Annotated in this window: 24 protein-coding genes and 1 pseudogene; 6 read left to right on the top strand and 19 right to left on the bottom strand. The window is 35.0% G+C overall.

Features of this window, described 5'->3' with window-relative positions:
• Positions 1 to 10: 10 nt before the first annotated feature.
• Positions 11 to 892, bottom strand: coding sequence for a DUF3078 domain-containing protein (locus tag L950_RS02160; protein WP_021191208.1), 882 nt, complete (start codon positions 890 to 892; stop codon positions 11 to 13).
• Positions 893 to 1387: 495 nt separating this feature from the next.
• On the opposite strand from L950_RS02160, the pseudogene rlmH reads away from it, so the two are divergent.
• A pseudogene (gene rlmH, locus L950_RS02155) lies at positions 1388 to 1860 on the top strand (23S rRNA (pseudouridine(1915)-N(3))-methyltransferase RlmH).
• A gap of 549 nt (positions 1861 to 2409) precedes the next feature.
• Here the strand turns inward: rlmH and L950_RS02150 are convergent.
• The 6 genes from L950_RS02150 to L950_RS25665 are packed head-to-tail and all read right to left on the bottom strand — an operon-like array spanning position 2410 to position 5683.
• Positions 2410 to 2862: an NUDIX domain-containing protein gene (locus L950_RS02150; RefSeq protein WP_021191207.1), complete on the bottom strand. Its 453-nt coding sequence runs from the start codon at positions 2860 to 2862 to the stop codon at positions 2410 to 2412.
• An 11-nt stretch (positions 2863 to 2873) separates the two neighbouring features.
• Positions 2874 to 3314: a DUF1080 domain-containing protein gene (locus L950_RS34850; protein WP_262506947.1), complete on the bottom strand. Its 441-nt coding sequence runs from the start codon at positions 3312 to 3314 to the stop codon at positions 2874 to 2876.
• Complete coding sequence (locus L950_RS37015; protein WP_262506946.1) at positions 3239 to 3676, bottom strand: DUF1080 domain-containing protein; 438 nt, start codon at positions 3674 to 3676, stop codon at positions 3239 to 3241. The genes L950_RS34850 and L950_RS37015 overlap by 76 nt, the downstream gene beginning before the upstream one ends.
• On the bottom strand, positions 3676 to 4422 hold the full coding sequence (locus L950_RS02140) for a hypothetical protein (protein ID WP_021191206.1): 747 nt from the start codon (positions 4420 to 4422) through the stop codon (positions 3676 to 3678). Before L950_RS02140 ends, L950_RS37015 begins: the two co-directional genes overlap by 1 nt.
• A gap of 45 nt (positions 4423 to 4467) precedes the next feature.
• Positions 4468 to 4953 carry a helicase-related protein gene (locus L950_RS37010; RefSeq protein WP_410528079.1) on the bottom strand — a complete coding sequence of 162 codons (486 nt, stop codon included), beginning with the start codon at positions 4951 to 4953 and terminating at the stop codon, positions 4468 to 4470.
• On the bottom strand, positions 4946 to 5683 hold the full coding sequence (locus L950_RS25665) for a DEAD/DEAH box helicase (RefSeq protein ID WP_021191204.1): 738 nt from the start codon (positions 5681 to 5683) through the stop codon (positions 4946 to 4948). The genes L950_RS37010 and L950_RS25665 overlap by 8 nt, the downstream gene beginning before the upstream one ends.
• Before the next feature lie 211 nt (positions 5684 to 5894).
• Between L950_RS25665 and L950_RS02130 the strand changes: the two genes are divergently transcribed.
• Positions 5895 to 8309: a thiamine pyrophosphate-dependent enzyme gene (locus L950_RS02130; protein ID WP_021191203.1), complete on the top strand. Its 2415-nt coding sequence runs from the start codon at positions 5895 to 5897 to the stop codon at positions 8307 to 8309.
• 20 nt (positions 8310 to 8329) lie between these two features.
• On the opposite strand, the gene L950_RS02125 is transcribed toward L950_RS02130, so the two are convergent.
• The 7 genes from L950_RS02125 to L950_RS36190 form a co-directional block, all read right to left on the bottom strand.
• A complete protein-coding gene (locus L950_RS02125; protein WP_021191202.1) occupies positions 8330 to 9190 on the bottom strand; it encodes an ROK family protein in 861 nt (286 codons plus the stop codon).
• Positions 9180 to 10283, bottom strand: a complete 1104-nt coding sequence (gene aroC / locus L950_RS02120; RefSeq protein WP_021191201.1) for a chorismate synthase — start codon at positions 10281 to 10283, stop codon at positions 9180 to 9182. The genes L950_RS02125 and aroC overlap by 11 nt, the downstream gene beginning before the upstream one ends.
• Positions 10284 to 10351: 68 nt before the next feature.
• Positions 10352 to 11356 carry a 3-phosphoshikimate 1-carboxyvinyltransferase gene (locus tag L950_RS02115; RefSeq protein WP_316930510.1) on the bottom strand — a complete coding sequence of 335 codons (1005 nt, stop codon included), beginning with the start codon at positions 11354 to 11356 and terminating at the stop codon, positions 10352 to 10354.
• Positions 11344 to 11586 (bottom strand): hypothetical protein, encoded by a 243-nt coding sequence (locus tag L950_RS36200; protein WP_316930509.1) that lies wholly within the window; start codon positions 11584 to 11586, stop codon positions 11344 to 11346. Before L950_RS36200 ends, L950_RS02115 begins: the two co-directional genes overlap by 13 nt.
• A gap of 11 nt (positions 11587 to 11597) precedes the next feature.
• Complete coding sequence (locus L950_RS02110) at positions 11598 to 12704, bottom strand: chorismate mutase (RefSeq protein ID WP_021191200.1); 1107 nt, start codon at positions 12702 to 12704, stop codon at positions 11598 to 11600.
• A gap of 133 nt (positions 12705 to 12837) precedes the next feature.
• Positions 12838 to 13131 (bottom strand): hypothetical protein, encoded by a 294-nt coding sequence (locus L950_RS36195; RefSeq protein ID WP_316930508.1) that lies wholly within the window; start codon positions 13129 to 13131, stop codon positions 12838 to 12840.
• The gene (locus L950_RS36190) at positions 13131 to 13661 is read right to left on the bottom strand and encodes a prephenate dehydratase domain-containing protein (protein WP_316930507.1); all 531 of its coding nucleotides are present in this window, start codon (positions 13659 to 13661) and stop codon (positions 13131 to 13133) included. Before L950_RS36190 ends, L950_RS36195 begins: the two co-directional genes overlap by 1 nt.
• A gap of 877 nt (positions 13662 to 14538) precedes the next feature.
• Between L950_RS36190 and L950_RS02100 the strand changes: the two genes are divergently transcribed.
• Genes L950_RS02100 through L950_RS36180 form a run of 4 tightly spaced genes read left to right on the top strand, consistent with a single transcriptional unit; the run spans position 14539 to position 16866 of the window.
• Positions 14539 to 15402 (top strand): hypothetical protein, encoded by an 864-nt coding sequence (locus tag L950_RS02100; protein WP_021191199.1) that lies wholly within the window; start codon positions 14539 to 14541, stop codon positions 15400 to 15402.
• The gene (locus L950_RS02095) at positions 15399 to 16016 is read left to right on the top strand and encodes a YigZ family protein (RefSeq protein WP_021191198.1); all 618 of its coding nucleotides are present in this window, start codon (positions 15399 to 15401) and stop codon (positions 16014 to 16016) included. Before L950_RS02100 ends, L950_RS02095 begins: the two co-directional genes overlap by 4 nt.
• Positions 16013 to 16432 (top strand): hypothetical protein, encoded by a 420-nt coding sequence (locus tag L950_RS36185; RefSeq protein ID WP_316930506.1) that lies wholly within the window; start codon positions 16013 to 16015, stop codon positions 16430 to 16432. Before L950_RS02095 ends, L950_RS36185 begins: the two co-directional genes overlap by 4 nt.
• Positions 16433 to 16473: 41 nt before the next feature.
• On the top strand, positions 16474 to 16866 hold the full coding sequence (locus tag L950_RS36180; protein ID WP_316930505.1) for a hypothetical protein: 393 nt from the start codon (positions 16474 to 16476) through the stop codon (positions 16864 to 16866).
• Between the two features lie 20 nt (positions 16867 to 16886).
• On the opposite strand, the gene rodA is transcribed toward L950_RS36180, so the two are convergent.
• The 5 genes from rodA to L950_RS02065 all read right to left on the bottom strand — a co-directional run bounded on the left by rodA (position 16887) and on the right by L950_RS02065 (position 22620).
• Positions 16887 to 18152 (bottom strand): rod shape-determining protein RodA, encoded by a 1266-nt coding sequence (gene rodA, locus L950_RS02085; RefSeq protein ID WP_021191197.1) that lies wholly within the window; start codon positions 18150 to 18152, stop codon positions 16887 to 16889.
• Complete coding sequence (gene mrdA / locus L950_RS02080) at positions 18145 to 20121, bottom strand: penicillin-binding protein 2 (RefSeq protein WP_021191196.1); 1977 nt, start codon at positions 20119 to 20121, stop codon at positions 18145 to 18147. Before mrdA ends, rodA begins: the two co-directional genes overlap by 8 nt.
• Before the next feature lie 184 nt (positions 20122 to 20305).
• Positions 20306 to 20671 (bottom strand): hypothetical protein, encoded by a 366-nt coding sequence (locus tag L950_RS02075; protein WP_021191195.1) that lies wholly within the window; start codon positions 20669 to 20671, stop codon positions 20306 to 20308.
• Positions 20664 to 21461 carry a rod shape-determining protein MreC gene (mreC, locus tag L950_RS02070; RefSeq protein WP_231576784.1) on the bottom strand — a complete coding sequence of 266 codons (798 nt, stop codon included), beginning with the start codon at positions 21459 to 21461 and terminating at the stop codon, positions 20664 to 20666. The genes L950_RS02075 and mreC overlap by 8 nt, the downstream gene beginning before the upstream one ends.
• A gap of 133 nt (positions 21462 to 21594) precedes the next feature.
• Positions 21595 to 22620 (bottom strand): rod shape-determining protein, encoded by a 1026-nt coding sequence (locus tag L950_RS02065; RefSeq protein WP_021191193.1) that lies wholly within the window; start codon positions 22618 to 22620, stop codon positions 21595 to 21597.
• Positions 22621 to 22627 lie beyond the last annotated feature (7 nt).

Below are 22627 nucleotides of genomic sequence, written 5' to 3'. Positions count from 1 at the left end.
TTTTACATTATTAGAATTTGTAAGTAATACCAGCTCCTAGTATTTGTTTCACTTGTAGATCAGATTTTTTGCCTACTTGAACTCCATTTTCTATTTTAGGAAGTTTGGTGTTATCATCATATATTAACTGTACACCTGCATTTACTGTAATCCATTTGTTCACCTTCATATTTAGATTGGCCGTATAGTCAATATCTACATTTTGTGGCTTCTCTAAATAGTTGGAATAAAGTTTTAGGATATTTTCAAAAGTAACATTCTCCATAATTTGTGTTTTATAATAGGCATCAAATGAAGCACCAAATTCTACGCGTGTATTTTTTCCAGGATCCAGTCCATAATTTGGCGCTAGGCTATCATTCTTAACAATAACAAAGCGAACGGCTGCGGGAGACAAGTTAAATTTTAAATTATCTGATTTTTTATAAGCTATACCGGGACCAAAGCTTAAATAGGCAGGAGCAAAGGCCTCTGATAGCAATTTTTTATTTGCGGATGTATAATCATAACCCTTGGCAAATTGGGTGTTAAAATTAAGAAAAAAGGTGTACAGCCAATGTTCTTTAGCTTGGTAACCCAATAAACTGTTTAAAGATAATCGGTCGTCATTTTTTCTCCAATCTGTTTCCTTTTGAAAAGTTTGACCATAAGCTGCAATTACTTTATTATCCCAGGACCATTTTTCTTTTTTATAATTGAAGTCATAATTTAAGATTATGTTGCCTGCGAAAGAATTGACTCCCCCGGCAGCCCAATTCGAGAATGAACTTTGGTTAATCAGAAATGTGTTCTCTCCATGTATGGTCCAATTCTTTGTCGAATCAACTTGTGCCTGACCTTTGTTAATTATTAGAAAGATGGCTGCAAACAATAAAAGTTTTATTTTATTCATATTTCATTTTTTTAAGTCTAAAAGCTTAAACACAAAGCCAACTTAGATTGTTTAGTTAAAGTCAATATTTTATGATTAAACAATCAAAAAACAACCTTTGTCTAGAAGAACACTGTTTTTTGCAAACAATATGATGTGTATTAAGAATCACTATTCTTAAAAAAGTAATTGCTCAGATCTAAATAGGAATTAGAAAAGGAGATCATATGGAACTGTTTGTGATCAAGATGATTATTTGATTGATGTGCTAGTTTTTTATTAGGGGAGAGGATTTGGTCATAATCCGATGTCTGAAAAATAGGATACAGATTGATGCATCATTTACTTGTGAGTCGATTTGGCAGCAGGTGTTAGGATTTCGATAGAAATAGGGTAGCTTTAACTGTTCCAAATCTAGCATATTAAACAAAGTTAATATTTCGCTTGTTTAATAATTGGAACTTTTATTACAAAATAATCAAAAAATAAGTCATTTTTGTAGAAAGAGAATGATTTATGAAAATAACTTTGTTGTGCATTGGGAAGACAGATGATAAGTATTTGATTGAAGGAATTGAAAAATACTTGAAACGATTAAAGTTTTATATAACCTTCAATCTCGTAGTTATTCCAGATATCAAGAATAGTAAAAATCTAACGAAAGAACAACAAAAGGAAAAGGAAGCACAACTTTGCTGAAACATATTAATTCTTTGGATACTGTTGTTTTACTGGATGAGTTTGGGAAGGAGTATCGTTCTTTGGAATTTGCTTCTTATTTGGAAAAGAATATGATTCAGAGTACGCAGCATCTTATCTTTGTTATAGGAGGGCCTTATGGTTTTGATGATCAGATTTATCAGCGTGCTAATCAGAAAATATCATTATCAAAGATGACATTTTCGCATCAGATGATTCGTTTGTTTTTTGTTGAGCAGACCTATCGCGCATTTTCAATTTTAAAAGGTGAGCCTTATCATCATGAATAATTGTGGAATTAATATAATTTATGCATCAATTAAAGAAAGGAGTTACATATGTTACCAAGTAAAAGAGATTATCACTTTAAGAGCGATGATAATAATTCAGGAGTCACTAAGATTATTATTATTGTTTGTATTATTATTGTATTGCTTTTGGCTTATTTTGTCTAAACGATTTATAGCACGAACTTTTCACAAGAGGTTCTATTTTTCGTTTAGAGCCTCTTTTAGTTTTAGTGATTTGATTATAAATGCGTAGAGATCCTGTATAAAAGTATATATTTTCAATATAATTTTTGAAGCAATGTAAGTTCCTGCACTTAAGTGTCTGGACTTTTATTAAAACAAAATAGGCGATACCGGGAGTATCGCCATAAAATCACACTAACTATTAAAATACCTATAGAACTAGGAATTTGCAAAATTCAGTATACCAAAGTTTTACTTTTTTAAATCTGGAATAGTCTTAACAAAATAACTTATTAGGTTCCTTCTATAAAAGGTAATTTTTTTATTGGTATACGTAAATTTAATGTTTTTTTTATAAATACAAATTTATTTTATATCCTTATAAAAAATATTCCATGCCATTTGGTCGGTTTTGAATGTTAGATTAATTTCTTTCAAGTTTTCTATTTTTACCCATCTAAAAGATTGCGCTTTACCATCTTCATATTCCTGGCCTTCAAAGTCAAATTCTTTTTTTGTGGTTCGGATCTGAATGGGGGTGCTGTTTTTGATTAAATAATATATTGAAATAATCTGACTGTCATTAAAGCTTGATTTTTCATAAAAATCAGTTGTATAGATGTGTGATAAGATTTCAATATCAAAGTTGCATTCTTCTTGATATTCTCTTTTTAGGGCATCAATAAGTCCTTCTCCGTATTCTAAACCACCTCCAGGAAATTTGGTGAACGATACATTTTCAGTTTTCTCATCGCTGATGAGTACTTCATTATCATCATTAATCAAAATTCCATATACTCTTACATTAAAAGGAAACATGTGCTATTATTTTATTTTTTTGATAAATCTTTAAGATAAATATTTTTGAATTCCACAGGCTGACCTTCACTTTGCAAGGCTATAAATCCTTGTTTTAGCTTTTTGCCATCAATTTTTATTCTTGGGTCATACCTATTTGCCACTCCGCCACCTATCGTTGGCTGGCTATATTGAAGGACAGTATCCCCATTAATGATATGTGTTATCAATGAATCACCATGTACGATCAATTCTGCTTTGACCCATTGATCTCCATCATATGTTTTAGAGGTTGATTCTAGACAATGTGATTCCAATTTTTTTCCTTTATAGACGATATCTGTTCCTGGAGAACACATATTGCCGGTTGGTCTCGGGTTTCCATCGCTTAACCCTCCTAAAAATTGCATTTCAACTGAGATTGGCCAATCCTGCTCTTTAGGCATCGTTCTTGGATCTTGTGAATGAAACATAAGTCCGCTGTTCCGTAAGGTATAGGATGGTGCACCCTTTGTAAATCTCCATAGAATCGATATTCTAGCTTAACGTGATAATCTGAATAGGGCGTTTTATAATAAAGATGTCCATATTGCTCATTAAAATCACCATAGCCATCGTAATTGACTTGTATTACACCGTCTTTTACGCGGAAGGTATTGGCAAAGTTTACATCAACATCATGATGGTGTATTTTCACAATCCAATTATCAAGATTTCTTCCGTTGAACAGACTGATCCACTCGTTCTTATTTTGATTTTTTGAATGATGCTGTGTAGCACAGGCAGCAGACAGTGCTAATAAGCCGATCGGCAATATATATTTGATTTTCATCATTATAAAGGCATAAAACCATTTTCAACTGTTTGCTCGTCTATACCCATGTAGGAATAATGCCTCGGTAAAAACCAAGATATAGATGCCATAATTTGTTTAAAATCTTGCTCAGTCTGAAACATAGCTGGTGTAATATTAAAAACTAAATCCTGACTTACCAAAGTTTCATCATCATAATTTCTTGCTATCAACATAATTTTGGGTTCTTTGATCCCCATGTTTACTAAGTATTCTCTCAAATTATGGCGTAAGTCTTTTGGTAGAATTGTTTCTGAAGGTTGTCCCACTAAGATTTTTTCATCTTTATCAATGTGAGCCTCTTCCGTTTTTTTTGAAAAAATAGAATCATCAGAATAGAATTCATTATTTAAGGAATAGTTGACTAGGTCACCATATGAGAAGATCCAGTCTGGTTGCTCTTGATGCGTATTAATAGCAAGCCCCATACCTTTTTTGAGAAGGAATGATTTCAATTTATGTTTGATCACAAAAGCTTGAAAATTTTGATCTTTCGGTGCATTTTCTAATTGAAAATAAGGATATCCATCAGGACCTATGATTAGTTCTGATGCTGCCAGCTGGAAGGTTGACTCACCTATGTTGTCTAAAAATTCTGCTACCCATTTTTCATCACGTTCTTTAAACGGAATCTCCAGTAAAGAATTAATATTGATAGTTTTTGAAAGATCCCCTAGCAGATTTTCATTTGAGTTTTCACTGTCGTTAAATAAATGTACCGTACTCATATTAAATTTCGATCATTATGATAATTAGTAAAAATAGACATTTTATTAGGAATGGGATATAAGGATGTGCAACAATTTCGATTCCTTATTTTTTTTCTTCTTAGCTGTTTTGACTTGACTTGTGGAAATCATTTGTTCCCAGGTTAATATATAAGGGTGCTGGTCGTTTATTTTTATTTGTCTATTTAATGATAATTGTAATTGGATCCACTTGTTATTGTCTTGTGCGTCGCAAAAGGTATAAGCTTTACCTGTTGTCATACTTCTTCCTGTTCTCCCAATTCTATGCGTGTATAAGGAATCACTATCCGGGACTTCGTAATTTATTACTATGGGAAGGTTTTCGATATCTACTCCTCTAGCCAGTAGGTCTGTGGCAACAAGTATCTGAATTTCTTTTGATTTAAAAGCCGTTAATAGTTGCGTTCTATTTTTCTGCGCTTTATCTGCGTAAAGCCCTTCGGCGACAATTCCTTCTTTTTTTAAATCCGCTACGATACGATCTACTGCATGTGTTGTTCTGCTAAAGATCAGTATCTGTTCTTCCGGGTTTAACTCGATTAAGTACTTGATCAGATTTTTTATTGGTTCTGTCTACATAAAATACACTTTCTTCGATCGTGCATTTCTTCACTTCCTTTTCTATTTCAATTTTAATTGGATTTTTCAACGTTTTATTCACAATTTTCAAAATATCTTTAGGAAGTGTAGCTGAAAAGTAAAGGCTTTGTTTTTTATTTGGTAAATGCTTTAAAATTTGATTTACTTCTTTAATAAAACCTAGCTGTAATAACTGATCAAACTCATCTATAACCAGCGTTTTAATAGTATTACATGTAATTTTCCCTTGGTCAATAAGATCTAAGATACGGCCAGGGGTCGCTATAAGTATAGTAGGACTTTGCAATAGTCCTGCTAGCTGCATATCATAAGCCTGTCCTCCAACAAGTGTGATGGTTGTAACGGGGTAGCTTTGAATGAGCTTATTTATACGGCTTTGTGTTTGCAACGCTAATTCTCTTGTAGGATTTAATATAAGTGTCTGCTCCTGTAATGTAATTTCTTGTGTGAAATAGCGATGTAAGATGGGTATTGTAAACGCTTCGGTTTTTCCTGTTCCTGTAGGAGCAATCGCAATAAGATCTTTTTTATTTAGTATATGAGGAATCACAAGTTCTTGAACGGATGTCAGGATTGTGAATCCTGATTGCTCTAAGATGGATAAAAGACTTGAATGAATATTAAGATCTTGAAATTTCAAAGTTTTGATGTTTTATTTTACCAAAGATAAGATTTAGTGACTAATTGATAATATTCTTTAGTAGAGTAGCTATAAGCTAATTGTAAGTGCTAATTCCGTTAAGCAATTATTTATATTGTTTAAATAGCTATCTCCAATTATTTATAAATGTTAATAATGATTATTTTAGAATATTATTTTTATTAAATTTGTTGGAAACTGAAAATATAATATGTTGGAAACCACATTAGACCAAGGCAGTGATTTAAATTCGAAATTAAGTTTTGATGACTTTAGAAAGATCATTGTTGAAGATTATAGGGTTGCAGTAGAGAGCAGATATGTTAGTCTATTGGGACGTAAGGAAGTCTTAACAGGAAAAGCAAAATTTGGAATTTTTGGAGATGGGAAGGAACTGGCGCAGATTGCAGTGTCTAAAGTATTTCAAAAGGGTGATTGGCGTTCCGGATATTATAGGGACCAAACCTTGGCCTTTGCAAGTGGAATGACCTCAATTTATCATTTTTTTTCGCAATTATATGCTCATCCTGATGTTGAGTATGATCCTTCTTCTGCGGGGCGTCAAATGAATTGTCATTTTTCAGTCCGTGTTATTGATGAGGAAGGTAATTGGTTGGACCAAACGAAGCAAAAGAATACTTTCTCAGATATTTCGACTACTGGCGGGCAAATGGCTCGTATCTTAGGTCTTGGCCTAGCTTCAAAACTGTATCGTGAGAATCCGAATTTATCTTATTTAAAGTATTTTTCTAATGGGGGTAATGAGGTTGTCTTTTGTTCTGTAGGTAATGCGTCAACTTCAGAGGGAGTATTTTTCGAAGTTGTCAATGCTGTAGGTGTTAAACAGATTCCTGTTGTTATTTCGATATGGGATGACGGTTATGGAATCTCGGTTCCGAATGAGGTGCAAACGACTAAAGGGGATATCTCCGAAGTTTTGAAAGGATTTCAGAAGGAAGATGGATCTAACGGTTTTGAGATATTTAAAGTAAAAGGCTGGGATTACCCAGGACTTTGTCAGGCTTATGAGCGAGCTGCAAAATATGCTAGGGAGCACCATACGCCTTGTATTGTTCATGTTATCGAGTTGACTCAACCACAGGGGCATTCTTCTTCTGGTTCTCATGAACGTTATAAGTCGAAAGAGCGTTTAAACTGGGAGCTTGAGCATGATTGTATTGCTAAAATGCATCAATGGTTGATTGATTCGGATATTGCAACTGCTGAGCAGTTGAATTTAATTGATGAAGAAGCGAAGGATTTCGTGAGGAAGGAGCAGAGACGTGCCTGGTCTGATTATAATAAAGCTTTAGCTGTTGATGCTTCACAGGCTATTGGACTTTTAAGTCAAATTGATGACGAACTGGTCGAATTACCTTTAAAACAATTGCAATCTTTAACTGAACCTTCTTTGAAGGAGGTTTATAGTACTGTCCGCAAGATTATTCGTGAACTGAAAGGGAAGGATATTGAAGGTAAAGGTGCTTTATTGGCTTGGTATAAACTTCAACAAGGGGTAAATGAATCCCGATATAATTCGAAATTATTTACCACAGGAGTTGATGGTCCGGAAAATGTCCAAGTTATCGCCCCTCAATATTCTGATGATGCTAAATTTATTGACGGCCGGGAAGTTCTTAACTTATGCTTCGAAGAGAATTTCCGTCGAGATGAGCGCTTGTTAGCATTTGGTGAGGATGTTGGTAAAATTGGTGATGTAAATCAAGGGTTTGCTGGTCTACAAGAGAAGTTTGGAGAACATAGAGTATTTGATACTGGAATTAGAGAGAATTCTATTATAGGGAAAGGAATTGGATTGGCTATTAGGGGACTTAAGCCTATTGCTGAAATTCAATATTTAGATTATCTTCTTTATGGTATTACGGTGGCGAGTGATGACTTGGCGAGTTTGAGTTATCGTACGTTTGGGGGACAGAAAGCGCCTGTTATTATTCGTACTCGTGGTCATCGTTTAGAGGGTATCTGGCATTCGGGTTCCCCAATGTCTATGATCTTGGGGACTTTAAGGGGGCTGCATATTTGTGTTCCTCGTAATATGACTCAAGCTGCTGGAATGTATAATACTTTGTTTAGATCCGATGAGCCTGCTCTTGTGATCGAGTGTTTAAATGGTTATCGTTTAAAAGAACGTTTACCAGATAATATTGGTGACTTTACGATCCCGATTGGTTATGCTGAGTGCATTAGAGTAGGTGCTGATATTACTGTTGTTTCATATGGTTCTACTTTACGTGTGGTCGAAGAGGCTGCGATGGAACTGGATCGATTGGGCATCAGTGTTGAAATTATTGATGCTCAAACTTTACAGCCTTTTGATAAAGCTCATTTATGTGCTGAATCGTTAAAAAAGACGAATAAATTATTGGTTGTGGATGAGGATGTCCCTGGTGGTGCATCGGCATTTATAATGCAGCAAATATTAGAGGATCAAAATGGTTATTATTTATTAGATAGTCAGCCTAGAACGTTGAGTGCTAAAGCACATAGGCCTCCTTATGGCTCTGATGGTGATTATTTCACAAAACCTTCGAGCGATGATATTGTGGAAACTGTCTTTGAAATGATGAACGAAGGTAATCCGGATAAATATCCCTCACTATTTTAGTCAGTGAGGGATAGATACTTTTATGAGAATTGAGCGGCAGCACCAATAATTGCCGCCTCTTCTCCTAGAATTGCAGTTTTTATATTATATGCTTCTACTTGATTTTTCTTTTGACCCAATAGTATAGGTAGTGCTTTTGCAATATTTCCTCCGATTACAAAGTCTATACAATTATATTTTTTACTGAAGAAATCAAGAAAATCCAATAAATGGATGCTATATTCCTCACATAATATGCTAAAGGCAGGGTTTTGTTGATGCTCATTGATAATTTGTTTAAGTCCCGTTACTTCAATATCTGTAAGTTCCTTAAACCGTTTTATAAACCATCTGGTTACTAAAAACTCTTCAAAAATTAAATCTTTATATGGTGTGTTCCAAAGATCGGCATCGAAAGATTTTTCTCCTTTGTTCCAGACTGCTGAACCGAGACCTGTACCTAAAGTGATTCCTAAAATTCTTTCTTTTGTATTCAGATGTTGAGCAAAAACCTCTCCTTGCAAAAAAGCCGCGGCATCGTTAATGAAATGAATATTTTGTTCTGGAATTCCTATTAATGTTGCCAACGGGGTTTTGACATTCATTTTATATAGGTCATCATATTTGCTTTGTCCAGTCATCATAGACACACCATTTTCATAATCGAAAGGGCCAGGCATTGCTATTCCAATGTGTTTTACCATAGATCCAGCAGCTTCTACGCAACTGTTAATTGTGTTTGCCCAAGTAAGGAAAATCGATTTAGCATTTTCTTGCGAAAAAACGTGGTTTCTCACCACGTTATTCGGAATAATTTTCCAATCTAATTTATTTACTATAGCGGCGCTAATATGTGTGCCGCCGATATCCACTCCTAAAATGAATTCACTTTTATCTGACATTTTTGTAACTAGATTGTTTTAATAAATGATCAGCAATAACTAATGCAGCCATTGCCTCAACAATAATAACAGCTCGGGAAACTACACAAGGATCATGTCTTCCTTTTCCTTGAACTGTAGCTTCATTACCATTTGAATCAATTGTCTGTTGATCTCTCATAATAGTAGCAACAGGCTTGAAAGCTGTTTTAAATGTGATGTCCATACCATTTGAAATACCACCTTGTATTCCTCCAGAGAAATTGGTATGGGTTTTAGTACGATGGATATCATGTTCTTCAGATACAAAAAGATCGTTATGCTGTGAACCTAGTAATTCAGAGCCAGCAAATCCTGATCCATATTCGAAACCGTGTACGGCATTGATGCTCATCATTGCCTTAGCTAGATCCGCATGTAATTTGTCAAAAACAGGTTCACCCAATCCGACTGGTACATTTCTAATAATAGTTGAAATGCGTCCTCCTACAGTATCACCTGATTTACGAACAGCATCAATGAATTCAATCATTTCATTCGCTGTAGCAGGATCAGCACATCGTGCAATATTAGATTCTCTCAAATCTAACAATGCTTCTAAATCTTTTGTATCTAAATTTGGAGATTCAATTTTGCCAACACCTGATACGTGCGCAAATATTTCTATTCCATGTTGTTTTAAAAAGGATTTGGCAATTGCTCCTGCGGCAACTCTAGCTGCAGTTTCTCTAGCCGATGAGCGACCTCCACCTCGATAATCACGATGACCATATTTCATATGATATGTATAGTCTGCGTGTGATGGTCTAAAGATATCTTTTATATGTGAGTAATCTTTCGATCTTTGATCTTCGTTTGGGATAAGTATGGCAATAGGTGTTCCTGTAGACTTGCCCTCAAATACGCCAGAAAGAATTTGTGCTGTATCACTTTCTTTGCGTTGTGTGGTTATTTTTGATTGACCGGGCTTACGTTTATCAAGTTCTGATTGGATAAAGTCCTCATCAATAGCTATATTTGGAGGACAGCCATCTAAAATAACACCAATCGCTTTTCCGTGAGATTCCCCAAAAGTGCTAATTCTAAATAAATCGCCAAATGAATTTCCTGCCATGATTTAATATAATTTCTATAAATATAGGTAAAACCGCAATAATAGGAGCATTATTGCGGTATTTTTTGCTAAGTAATAATAAATTTGTGCTCAGCTAAATGTTTCCAGAAGTCTGGATAAGATTTTTCGACAACCTGTGGTTCCTCAATATTAATACTTTTGAATATTAATGCAAGTGGGGCAAATGCCATTGCCATTCTATGATCTTCATATGTGGCGAAAGAAACAGCTGTTGGTTCGAAGACTTCATCAGTTTTGATATGATAAGTGGTTCCATCTTCGATCAATTTTGCTCCGAATTTAGCAATTTCTGTTTTTAAAGCTAAAATTCGATCTGTTTCTTTAATTTTCAATGTTTCTAAACCTGTAAGTGATATATCGCGTCTTAATGCAGCCGCTATAACTACTACTGTCTGTGCTAAATCTGGGCATTCTTTCATGTCAAAAAATGTTTTCCCAGAAGGCTCACTTATTTTTGTAAGGTGTAAACCATCTTGTTCAAAAGCTGAGGCAACACCAAAGTGGCTCATAATTTCAACAATTGCTATATCACCTTGTAGACTACTTTTTTTCAATCCGGGAAGTATGATCGATCCTGAATTAGAAAGTGCTACTATGGCATACCAATAAGACGCCGCGCTCCAATCAGGTTCGACATAAATCGTTGCTTCCTTTGTTTCTTGATTTGGAATATGAATGGTATTATGCAACCATTCGTATTGAATACCAACTTCTTTCAACATATTCAACGTCATGGTGACATAAGGTCGTGAAGTAAGTTCGCCTTCAATTTCAAGTGTTAAACCTTTTTTTAAGGATGCCGCAATGAGCAATAGAGCTGAAATATATTGACTGCTAATATTTCCCTTAATTGAAATTTTATCCTTACTCTGAATCATGCCACCTTCTATATGAAGAGGTGGGAAGCCAGATTTTGCTTCGTAATGAATATCAGCTCCGATAGTCTTGAGCGCGTCAACTAAAATACCGATAGGTCTTTGTTGCATACGTTCTGAACCGGTTAGAATGAAATTTCCTTTAATCAGATTAAGATAGGCTGTTAAAAAACGCATTGCGGTCCCTGCGGTCCAATATCAATTTTGGTTAGTTCAGATTGCGTATTGGTAGCTAGCAGAAGAGCCTTCTTTAGTGTAACTGTATCAAAAGCTTGCGAAAGATTTTCTATTTGTACTTTCTCTTTTCCCAATGCTTGAATAATAAGGGCACGGTTGCTTTCTGATTTTGAACCAGTAAGTTGAACCGTACCATTAATACTTTTAGATGGGTGAGTAAGTGTAATCACCTGTTGACTCATTATGCCTCCGCAGTAGGTTGAGTATTCATGATTGCATTCTGTTTACGAATTGATTCATTATGAATTAATTCTAAGAATTTAACTGCAAAATCATTGCTCAAAGTTAATGCTTCAGCGAGCTGCGTGCGTTTTTGAACGATTTCGTCCCAACGGTTAACTTGTAAGATTGTGACACTATTATCACGCTTGTATTCGCCAATTTTTTCAGCAATTTTCATACGTTCACCAATTTTTTGAATAATTAGATCATCTAATTTATCGATGCTTGTACGTAATTCTGCTAATTTATCTTCAAAAGCTTGATTATCTGAGTCTGCTTTACGTAAGTTTAAGTGATCAATTAAATCAGCCAAAGCCGCTGGAGTAACTTGTTGTTTTGCATCAGTCCAAGCAACTGAAGGGTCAATATGTGATTCAATGATCAATCCTTGTAAATCCATATCCATTGCTTTTTGAGAAATGTACGGCAACAATTCACGGTTACCACAGATATGGCTTGGATCGTTGATAATTGGCAAATCAGGACATAATGATTTTAATTGAATCGCAAGATCCCACATTGGTTCGTTACGGAAAGCTGATTTTTCGTAAGAAGAGAAACCTCTATGAATAGCTCCTAATCTTTTGATTCCCGCACGGTTAATACGCTCTAAAGCACCAAACCATAATGATAAATCAGGGTTTACCGGGTTTTTAACGAATACAGGGATATCTACTCCAACTAATGCATCAGCAATTTCTTGCACAGTAAATGGGTTTGCAGTAGAGCGCGCTCCAATCCATAACACATCTACGCCAGCAGCTAATGCTTCTTCAACATGCTTCGCTGTTGCAACCTCTGTCGCTGTCAATAATCCTGTCTCTGCTTTTGCTCTTTTCAACCATTCTAAACCAATAGAACCAATACCTTCAAATTCTCCTGGACGAGTACGTGGTTTCCATATACCTGCACGTAAGATGTTTACTTTACCAGTATTTGCTAATAAATGCGCTGTTGAAACCAATTGATCTTCTGTTTCAGCACTACAAGGTCCTGCTATAATTAAAGGCTTGTCTCCTGTATCTAACCAAGATTTTAAAGGGACGATATCTAATGTGTTTTTCATTATTATGTAATTTTATTTTTTTAGTGGTTATGAAGTTATCATGATCATTTTTCGTTACTTTTCGAGCGCTTTAGGCCATGATGATTTCAATATCTATTGTGAGTTTTATTTTTTACTTTTTATTTATTAGAACTTATATGCGGTCATTTTTTACATATTCACCCATAATATTAAAATTGATGCTGTGTTTTAATACTTTACGAATAGCAGCGTCATAATCTGATTGCTTTTTCCATTCCACATCAACGAAAAAATCATATTCATTTCTTTTTCCTATGACAGGCATAGATTGGATTTTACTTAGGTTAATATTTTGATCAGCAAAGCATTGTAAAATCGAAGCTAAAGAACCTACCGAGTTTCCTGTTTGAAAGGATAAAGAAGCTTTATTTGCACTTGCTTGTTCTTCGACATCATTGGATAACACTAAGAATCTCGTACTATTTTTTTGTTAGTTTCAATCTTTGCTTCTAATATATTGAGACCATACGTTTTTGCAGCAAGTGTACCTGCAATAGCAGCAGTGTCAGTTAATTTTTGATTTGCCACTTTTGCTGCTGAAGCCGCTGTATCTGAACTTTCTGATATTTTAACATCTGGTAATTCCTGCAAGAACTCTTCGCATTGGCGAATGGCCATTTGATGCGATTCTATGAATTTTATATCAGCAAGTTTAACTCCTGGTAAAGCCAATAAATTTTGATGAATGCTTAAGGCAATTTCACCTACAATGTTGAATTTATAATCTCTCAAAAGATTATAATTGGGTAAGATACTTCCCGCAATTGAGTTTTCAATAGCCATTACAACATAATCAACTTTTTTCTGCTTTAATAATTCGCAGGTTTTTTTAAAAGTATCGCATTCTATCGTTTCGATGTCTTCACCGAAGTACTTAAATGATGCTTCTTCATGAAAGGAAGCTTTTACTCCCTGTATTGCAATTTTTAAACCCATTGTTTGTTTTATATGTTCTTAGAAAAAGCAAAAGTTCCGATTGTTGATCGGAACTTTTGCTTTTTAATATCTTGTGATAATTACAAATTCGTCCCTGCTCTTATTGTCTAAAATAAAAGTAATTGAAAAAATATGTAGTCGTCGTTTTCATTATTTGTTCGTTTCGATATTTCAAATATACAGATGTTTTTTATAAATGCAAGATAAAAATTAAATATTTTTTTAGCCGTAATTTTATGTGTTTTTTAATGAAGAAAATAGCTATTTTTTAGCTGTTTTTTATGTAATTTTTTATGTACTTTTTGTATTCGATATCCTTGTTTATTTTGTTTAAATACATATAAATTATAATATAGATTATTTTTTTATGAAAAAAATCAGTTTATTTTGTCTATTTTTTAAGTTTATTTTTGTGTTTTTTTTAAGTTTATTTATGTTATATTTTTGTTTTAAAAACACTATTTTATGTCATTAATTTGGTTGTTTATTTGTGTTTTTGTTTAGAATATATCGAAAATTAAGCTGAAAATTTTCAACATTTAGTCTCCGCAATGAGTTGATTAGGTATATCAAGGTGTGTTGCTTGCCATACGATCACTATTTAAGTTATGCATAAATAGAAGTCTATGTTATCGGAGATATTTCTCATATGACGGAACATAAAAACTACATCAATGACTAAGGCTGGATAGTGAGTAAGCTGTATCGCTGGAAAATTGCTAGCTAATTTTGATACCATTCACTAATTCCTATCTGAAGATAGCAACTGGCTTTTATCAGTTTTAGGTCTTCTAAATGTGAAATACGGGGAATATTTCGTAAAATTGAAGGAGAAGGCCTTAATAGCTTTAAACGGTTTTCGAAATTATTTAAGTTTATGATTTTTGTTTTATTAAGTGTTCTATGTAGTGTTACGGTCGCAGTGCTATTAAAGTATGCAAAACTACAGCAGGTAAGCACCAAACAAATTATTGTCTGGAATTATCCTGTAGCAGCAGTACTAACTTATTTTGTTTTAGAGCCAGACCTCGGAGATATACAGATTGGACAAATGCCTTGGGAATTGTATATTCCTTTGGCAATTTTACTTCCAACACTTTTTATTTTTATTGCATTGACAATTCAATACACAGGTTTGGTTAAAACGGAGATTGCACAAAGATTGTCTCTGTTTATTCCTTTAATGGCATCCTTTGTACTTTTTTCGGAAGTCATTACCTGGAATAAAGGAATTGGTATTCTAGTCGGTTTAGTTGCTATCATTTGTTCCATTGGTTGGCAAAAGGGGAATGTTAAAAATAACAATAAGATTGGTAGCCTGCTGTATCCTTTAATTGTTTTTATTGGAATGGGTGTTATTGACATTCTTTTTAAACAAATAGCGCTTCATCAATCTGTTCCTTATATTACAGCTATGTTTGTTGTTTTTTTATTGGCCATAGCTGTGGCGTTTCTATTTATGATTTATTTCTTAGCAATTGAAAAGCAGTCATTTTCTTTTAAATCTTTCGGATTTGGCATTGTATTGGGCTTTTTCAATTTTGGGAATATATTGTTTTATATGAAAGCTCATCGAGCAATTCCAGATAATCCTTCTATTGTTTTCACAGGGATGAATATTGGTGTAATTTCAATAGGGGCTCTGGTCGGTGTTTTATTATTTAAAGAAAAATTAAGTGCTATCAATAAATTAGGGCTAGCACTTTCTATTATATCAGTTTTAATTATAACATATTTGTGAGTTTATTTGAAGATACTTATCGTACAATTGAAAAAAGTGCAGAGGGAATATTTCGTGATAAAGGAAGTAAATTTATTTCCTATGCCTACCCATTCACTACGGAAGATCAGTTGAAGGAAATCATAGCAGATCTAAAAACCCTACATCCTAAAGCGAGACACCATTGCTGGGCATATCGAATTGGTCCGGATCGAACAGTATATCGGCTGAATGATGATGGAGAGCCTTCGGGGACGGCCGGTCGGCCTATTTTAAATGTATTACTATCACAAGATGTAACAAATATTATTGTGGTTGTAGTTCGTTATTTTGGAGGAACTTTATTAGGCGTCCCAGGTCTGATTAATGCTTATAAAACGGCGACTCAAGAGGTTTTATCTGCCGTAGAGATTGTAGAGAAAACTGTCAATGATATCTATAAAATTGAATTTGATTACTTAGCTATGAACGACGTGATGCGCGTGGTTAAAGAAGAGAATATAACTGTCAGTAAACAAGTTTTTGATAATACATGCTATATGGAAATTGAAGTACGAAAAATGCAGGTCAATTCGGTCATTACACGTTTTGATAAAATTGATAATTGTAAACTTTCTTATTTGCGGACAATATGATAAATGATTCAGAATTAATATTGAATAAAGATGGGAGTATTTATCATCTGAATTTAATGCCAGAAGATATTGCAGATACCATTATCACAGTAGGGGATCCTGACCGTGTAGTAAAGGTATCTCAGTATTTTGACCGTATTGAACTTCAGAAGGGAAAAAGGGAGTTTATTACACACACAGGATATATTGGTAATAAACGTATTTCTGTTATATCAACAGGCATTGGAACGGATAATATTGATATTGTCTTTAATGAATTGGATGCGCTCGTGAATATTGATTTTGAATCAAAAGCATTAAAGTCAAAGCTAACAAGTTTAAATATCATTCGAATCGGAACTTCTGGTGCTGTTCAATCGGATATTGAAATGGGAACGATTTTGGCTTCTTCATTTGGAGTAGGCTTTGATGCCTGATGCAATATTATGTAAAACCCTATTCAGCTTATGAGAAAACTTTGGAAAGAGCAGTATGGGATGCTTTTCCGAATTTATATCTAAAGCCTTATGTTGCGGAGGCCAGTAAAAATTTATTAGCACAATATGCTTACGATTTGCCAAAAGGAGTGACGATGACTGCCCCTGGTTTTTATGCACCTCAAGGTAGGAATGTGCGTTCTGAAAATACGTTTCCTAATTTGATCCAATTGGCGAATAGCTTCAAATCAGATGGTTTAAGAATAACAAATTTAGAAATGGAGACTGCTGGAATATATGCTTTATCCCGTATGTTTGGTCATCAAGCGCTATCTATTAATGCTATTTTAGCCAGCCGTGTAGCGGGACATTTTAGTTCAGAGCCAGATAAAGTCGTAGATCGTGCTATAAAAATGATTTTAGAACGTTTTTAAAAAATAGAAAAGGAGTTGTATTAAACAACTCCTTTTCTATTTGAATCAAATTTTAGCATGATGAAGAGTAAAATGGTGAAACTCCATAACGAAGATCCTCCATAACTTATGAATGGTAATGGAATACCAATGACAGGTACAATTCCTATTGTCATTCCTATATTAATAAAGAAGTGAAAAAATAGGATGGAAGCCACTCCATAAGCATAAATTCTTGCAAAAGCAGATCGCTGTCGTTCTGCTATATGAATGATGCGGAGCAATAATGTTAAGTATATCGCTATTAAAAATGTAGAGCCGACAAATCCCCATTCTTCACCCACTGTACAGAAAATAAAATCTGTACTTTGCTCGGGAACAAAATTGTATTTGGTCTGTGTACCTTGAAGATAGCCTTTACCCCAAAATTGTCCAGAACCAATTGCTATCTTAGATTGATTTAAATTGTAACCCTGTCCTCGTGGATCGTCCATTTTCCCAAGGATGATATCAATACGATTTCTTTGATGAGATTGTAAAACATGATTGTAGACAAGATCCACACATAATATGAATACAGACGAAGCGGCAAAAAGAATTCCTATATTAATTAAATTTTTCCGCTTTTTTCTAAACGTCCACATGAAAAAGCCCGCAATTAAAGCGAGTATGCCAATTAATATCCATGCATTTACGAGTAGTGCCATAACAAATAAGACAATACAGAGTCCTCCGAAAATAAGTAAGCTGTTATTGACATATCCTTCTCGATAGAATACAAAGATGAGGGAAAAGAAAGCTAGAGCAGAACCGGTGTCAGGCTGAAGCATTACGAGGAATACGGGGAATAATACTATACCAGCACCGATGGCTAAAGTATGCATATTTGGGTTTTTGTTGCTTTGAGAGCTGAGGTAGTTGGCCAAGAGGAGACAGGTTGCCAGTTTTCCAAATTCAGATGGTTGAAGCCTGAAACTTCCAATAGGAATCCATGCCTGATTTCCACCAACATTTCGACCAATAACCAAGACCGCTATTAATAATAGCACAACTACAGCATAGATAACGGGAGATGCGGAACTGAAAAACTTAGCGTCTATAATTAAGATAGTAATACCTATAATTAATGCAGAAGCAATGTACATGGACTGTTTACCATAATTTGTTGCCATATTAAATAATCCAGGATTTTCTGGATCATAGACAGCTGCATGTATATTAAACCAACCGATCAAACATAAAGCCAACCATAAAGAAATGGTTAACCAGTCTATCTTTCCGAAAAAACTATTTTTTTGGTTATTCATGATTTCTCCTTACAGCACTATGGTGGACAATTGTTTCCTTTGGCATTACTACAGCAATACGGTTAACGTTTTTTGTTGTATCTTTTTTAGATTTAGTTGAATCCGTTGTTTTCTTCAAATCTGCTTTCTTTGGGTCTGCTTTTGGAGCAGGCATAAAATTAGCATTGTAAATACGATCTTGAATATGCTTCGGCATTGTGATTGTATCCTTGATATATTTTTCAACCATCATACTGGCAATGGGACCAGCCCATACACCACCATAACCGGCATTTTCAACAAAAACGGCAATGGCAATTTTAGGATTATCCCTAGGAGCGAATGCAAAGAATACAGCATGATCTTTACCATGTGGGTTTTGTGCTGTTCCTGTTTTTCCACACATTTCAATACCAGCAATTCTATTTGCGAAGGCTGTTCCTTCGCCCATATTTACTGCTCTGCTTAATCCTTCTATTACCGGAGTATAATATTTAGCGTCTACCCCTGCTGATATTTTTTCGGTAAACTCTTTCTTCACAATCTTTTTATCTCCGATACCTTTAATAAGGTGAGGACGGTAATAAAAACCTCTATTTGCTACAATGGCCATAATATTTGCCATCTGCAGTGGAGTAACGCCCATTTCTCCCTGGCCAATGGATAATGAAATATTAAAAGATGAACGCCATTTGTCGTTTCTGTAACTTTTAGTGAAATGTTCTGATTTATATAATAAGCCTGCATTTTCACCAGGCAAATCAATTCCTAATCGATGACCAATACCAAATTTGGAAATTGCATCGTACCATAGATCGTACGCTTTCGGTCCTGATAGGCCTCTTGAATCAATCATTTTGGCATAAGTATACCCATAATAGGTATTACAAGAGACTTGAATGGATCTGATCAAAGATGTTGCTCCATGGTAATGGGTACATCGCATAAAACCTCTTCCGCCACCATAGCTATAACCATGTGGACAAAAGAAAGAGGTGTTCTCATCAATAACGCCAGCTTGTTGAGCAGTTAAGGCTGCAACTACCTTAAATACAGAGCCAGGGGGATAAGATGCTTGAATTGGACGATTAAATAAGGGTTTGGTCTCATCATTTAATAATTTCATATAATTATTACCTGTTTCACGACCGACCATGTCATTTGGATTATAACTGGGGCTACTTACATAAGCAAGCACTTCTCCTGTGGAAGGTTCAATGGCAACAATAGATCCCAGTTTGTTTTTCATCAGTTTTTCACCCAAGATCTGAAGTTCTTTGTCTAAAGAAGATACTAGACCTTCCCCAGAAACAGCCAAGGTATCATAGCGTCCTTCCATAAATACACCTTTAGGTCTATTTAGGGCATCGACCATGAGGTTTTTAACCCCTCTTTTTCCTCTTAATAGATCTTCATAAGAGCGCTCAACACCACTTCGTCCGATATAATCTCCTGGACGATAAAAGCCGTTCGACTTCTCCACATCTTTTTCTGTAACTTCATTTACATAGCCCAGAAACTGTGCTGCGATACTATCCGGATAATTTCGTACAGTTCTATTTTGAACATAGAAACCTCTGAATCGATACAAATACTCTTGTAAATGGGCATACGTTCGAGATGATAGTTGTTTTTCAAAGATGGAGGCACGGTAAGGGGAATGTGCACGGGCTTTATCCATGCGTTTAATGAAACCTTCTTTGTCAATTTCAATCAATTGACATAATAGAGCCGTATCGATATCTTTTGCTTCTCTTGGCGTAACCATGAGGTCATATACAGGTTCATTTTGTACTAATACCTGACCTGTACGATCTAAAATAACACCACGTGCGGGATATACAATAACTTTCCGCATGACATTGCTGTTTGCAGAATGTATATAGGAGTCATCTATAATCTGAAGATAAAATAGTCTTGCTATTATTAATAACGCAATACTAATAATAATGCCTTGAATGACAAATTTACGTGCAAAAAAACTATTCATAAATTCTTTTATCCTCTTTTTAAGCGATGGAATTACTAAATTCTACTCTTTCTTTTATAGAAAAGAAAACTAAAAATGAGTAGGATAACCATTGTAAAGATACAACTTAAACCAATAGTCGCTAATGTGTACTGAAACTGTTTGAAACTGAATGTTTCTAATGTGACAAGAACAAAGTGATGAATCAATGTTCCGAAAAAGTATATGAAAAGAACCATTTAAAATTCATTTCACCTAAAATTGGAGTAATGAATGTATCCATATCATTTTCAATTGTAATTTTCATAAAAAATACACGATAGGCGGCTAATGCAACACACGCAGCGGCATTGACTCCAAGTGTATCATAAAATACATCTACCGAAAGTCCGGTTAAAAATCCAACTGTAAATAATACAAAGTTCGGCATTCCGGTAGGAAGCAAAAAGATAAATAGAATGTATGGAAAAGGACTTGCTAGATTGTAATAGCCGATATTTTTAAACAAGAATACCTGCATGGCAATAAGTACCAAAAACCGAATGATATTAAAGAGTAATATTCTAGCCATTATCCTGATTCGTTTCTTCTAATTGTTTTAATTCTTTTGCCAATAAGTCTTTCACAACATATACGTGGTGGAGGTTTGAAAAATTAGTACTCAAGAGAATTCTTAAATCTAAAAAAGAGTCTCCGGAAGATATTCCCGTTTCCACAACTGCGCCTACCAGTATACCTTTTGGAAAGTGGCCAGAGTAGCCTGAAGTGAATACTTTTTCCGCAGTCTTAACTTTTACGTGATTCGGGATTTCTTTGACCATTGCAAAACGGTAGTCTACGTTGCTGCCCCAAACTAAAGAACCAAATACATCAGTATTAGCTAATGTTACTGATATTTTTGTGTCGGGATGAAGTAGAGACTGAACTGTCGAAAAGTGCGGTGTTACGTTGAGCACAATACCGACCACACCATTTGGAGCAATTACGCCCATTCCTTTTTCAATACCAGCTAAAGAACCTTTATTTAGGGTGAGATAATTACTTTTTTGGTGAATGCTATTATTTGTAACGCTTGCAATAATAAACTCATAACGTCCAAATTCACTACTATCAATAACCGGTCTTTTAGCCATGGCGACTGTATCGGTCGTCAAATAGTTTTCTAACTGCGTTCTCAAACTTGCATTTTCTTTTACAAGTTGATCATTTGTTTCTGTTAGTGACAGGTAGCTTTTCCATGAATTCACTTTTTGGTAAATATTGCCAATTATCGTGTTGGAAGAGTTTAATGCACTAGCACGCTGAAAGGTATTGTTAGTAACAACCAGAAACATAGAAAATCCAAAAAAAGGATAAACCAAAAGAAAGCGTTATAACGTCTAAGGAATAACCAAAGGTTTCTCATTGTTTAATAATTATTACTTTGCTATTTAATAAAGAAGCGATATAGTGAAAAATCAACTATATCGCATATAAAATTTTAAGTTGTGGCAATTATGATTGCATTAAGAACTTAAATCTGCCAATATTCTTTAATGCTATGCCTGTACCGCGCACTACTGCACGAAGAGGATCTTCTGCAATGTGTACCGGTAATTTAGTTTTAGCTTGAATTCTGCGATCTAATCCTCTAAGTAGAGCACCACCACCTGTTAAGTAGATACCAGTTTGGTAAATATCAGCAGACAACTCTGGAGGCGTAATTTCTAAAGCTTTCAATATTGCTTCTTCAATTTTAGAAATCGATTTATCTAAACAATGTGCAATTTCTGTATATGAAACGGTGATCTGTTTTGGGATACCTGTCATGAGGTCACGGCCTTGAACGGCGAAATCCTCAGGTGGATCCTGTAATTCTGGAAGAGCTGCACCAACTTCAATCTTAATTTTCTCAGCTGTACGCTCACCGATCATGATGTTGTGCTGTCTACGGATATACTGTACAATATCGGAGTCGAAGTTATCACCTGCAACACGGATTGATTGGTCGCAAACAATACCCGAAAGTGCAATTACTGCAATCTCTGTTGTTCCACCACCGATATCAATAATCATGTTACCCATTGGTTCTTCGACATCAATTCCGATACCTACTGCGGCAGCCATTGGCTCATGAATTAAATACACTTCTTTTGCTCCTGCAATTTCTGCAGAATCGCGTACGGCACGCTTCTCTACTTCAGTGATTCCTGAAGGGATACAAACCACCATTCTTAAAGAAGGGAAAAACCAACTTTTACCATTATTTACTAATTTTACCATACCACGAATCAAATGTTCTGCGGCAGTAAAATCTGCAATAACTCCATCACGGAGAGGACGTACTGTTTTTATATTATCGTGTGTCTTACCTTCCATTTGCATTGCCTGACGTCCGATTGCAATTACTTTGTTTGTCGTACGATCAAAGGCTACAATAGAAGGTTCATCAACTACTACTTTGTCATTATAGATAATTAAGGTATTTGCGGTACCTAAATCGATGGCAACTTCTTGTGTAAACCAGTTAAATAAACCCATTTGCTGT

It is taken from the genome of Sphingobacterium sp. IITKGP-BTPF85 (assembly GCF_001006065.1).
In the GTDB taxonomy this organism is placed as follows: Bacteria; Bacteroidota; Bacteroidia; order Sphingobacteriales; family Sphingobacteriaceae; genus Sphingobacterium; species Sphingobacterium anhuiense.
The sequence above is the reverse complement of the archived record's forward strand: the minus strand, read 5'-3'. Positions and strand labels throughout refer to the sequence as shown.

What these genes read in the sequence shown, in the direction of transcription:
- L950_RS02160 (WP_021191208.1), bottom strand. Translation starts at nt 892, where the DNA reads ATGAATAAAATAAAACTTTTATTGTTTGCAGCCATCTTTCTAATAATT.
- L950_RS02150 (WP_021191207.1), bottom strand. Translation starts at nt 2,862, where the DNA reads ATGTTTCCTTTTAATGTAAGAGTATATGGAATTTTGATTAATGATGAT.
- L950_RS34850 (WP_262506947.1), bottom strand. Translation starts at nt 3,314, where the DNA reads ATGTTTCATTCACAAGATCCAAGAACGATGCCTAAAGAGCAGGATTGG.
- L950_RS37015 (WP_262506946.1), bottom strand. Translation starts at nt 3,676, where the DNA reads ATGATGAAAATCAAATATATATTGCCGATCGGCTTATTAGCACTGTCT.
- L950_RS02140 (WP_021191206.1), bottom strand. Translation starts at nt 4,422, where the DNA reads ATGAGTACGGTACATTTATTTAACGACAGTGAAAACTCAAATGAAAAT.
- L950_RS02130 (WP_021191203.1), top strand. Translation starts at nt 5,895, where the DNA reads ATGTTGGAAACCACATTAGACCAAGGCAGTGATTTAAATTCGAAATTA.
- L950_RS02125 (WP_021191202.1), bottom strand. Translation starts at nt 9,190, where the DNA reads ATGTCAGATAAAAGTGAATTCATTTTAGGAGTGGATATCGGCGGCACA.
- aroC (WP_021191201.1), bottom strand. Translation starts at nt 10,283, where the DNA reads ATGGCAGGAAATTCATTTGGCGATTTATTTAGAATTAGCACTTTTGGG.
- L950_RS02115 (WP_316930510.1), bottom strand. Translation starts at nt 11,356, where the DNA reads ATGCGTTTTTTAACAGCCTATCTTAATCTGATTAAAGGAAATTTCATT.
- L950_RS02110 (WP_021191200.1), bottom strand. Translation starts at nt 12,704, where the DNA reads ATGAAAAACACATTAGATATCGTCCCTTTAAAATCTTGGTTAGATACA.
- L950_RS36190 (WP_316930507.1), bottom strand. Translation starts at nt 13,661, where the DNA reads ATGGGTTTAAAAATTGCAATACAGGGAGTAAAAGCTTCCTTTCATGAA.
- L950_RS02100 (WP_021191199.1), top strand. Translation starts at nt 14,539, where the DNA reads ATGATTTTTGTTTTATTAAGTGTTCTATGTAGTGTTACGGTCGCAGTG.
- L950_RS36185 (WP_316930506.1), top strand. Translation starts at nt 16,013, where the DNA reads ATGATAAATGATTCAGAATTAATATTGAATAAAGATGGGAGTATTTAT.
- rodA (WP_021191197.1), bottom strand. Translation starts at nt 18,152, where the DNA reads ATGAATAACCAAAAAAATAGTTTTTTCGGAAAGATAGACTGGTTAACC.
- mrdA (WP_021191196.1), bottom strand. Translation starts at nt 20,121, where the DNA reads ATGAATAGTTTTTTTGCACGTAAATTTGTCATTCAAGGCATTATTATT.
- L950_RS02075 (WP_021191195.1), bottom strand. Translation starts at nt 20,671, where the DNA reads ATGGCTAGAATATTACTCTTTAATATCATTCGGTTTTTGGTACTTATT.
- L950_RS02065 (WP_021191193.1), bottom strand. Translation starts at nt 22,620, where the DNA reads ATGGGTTTATTTAACTGGTTTACACAAGAAGTTGCCATCGATTTAGGT.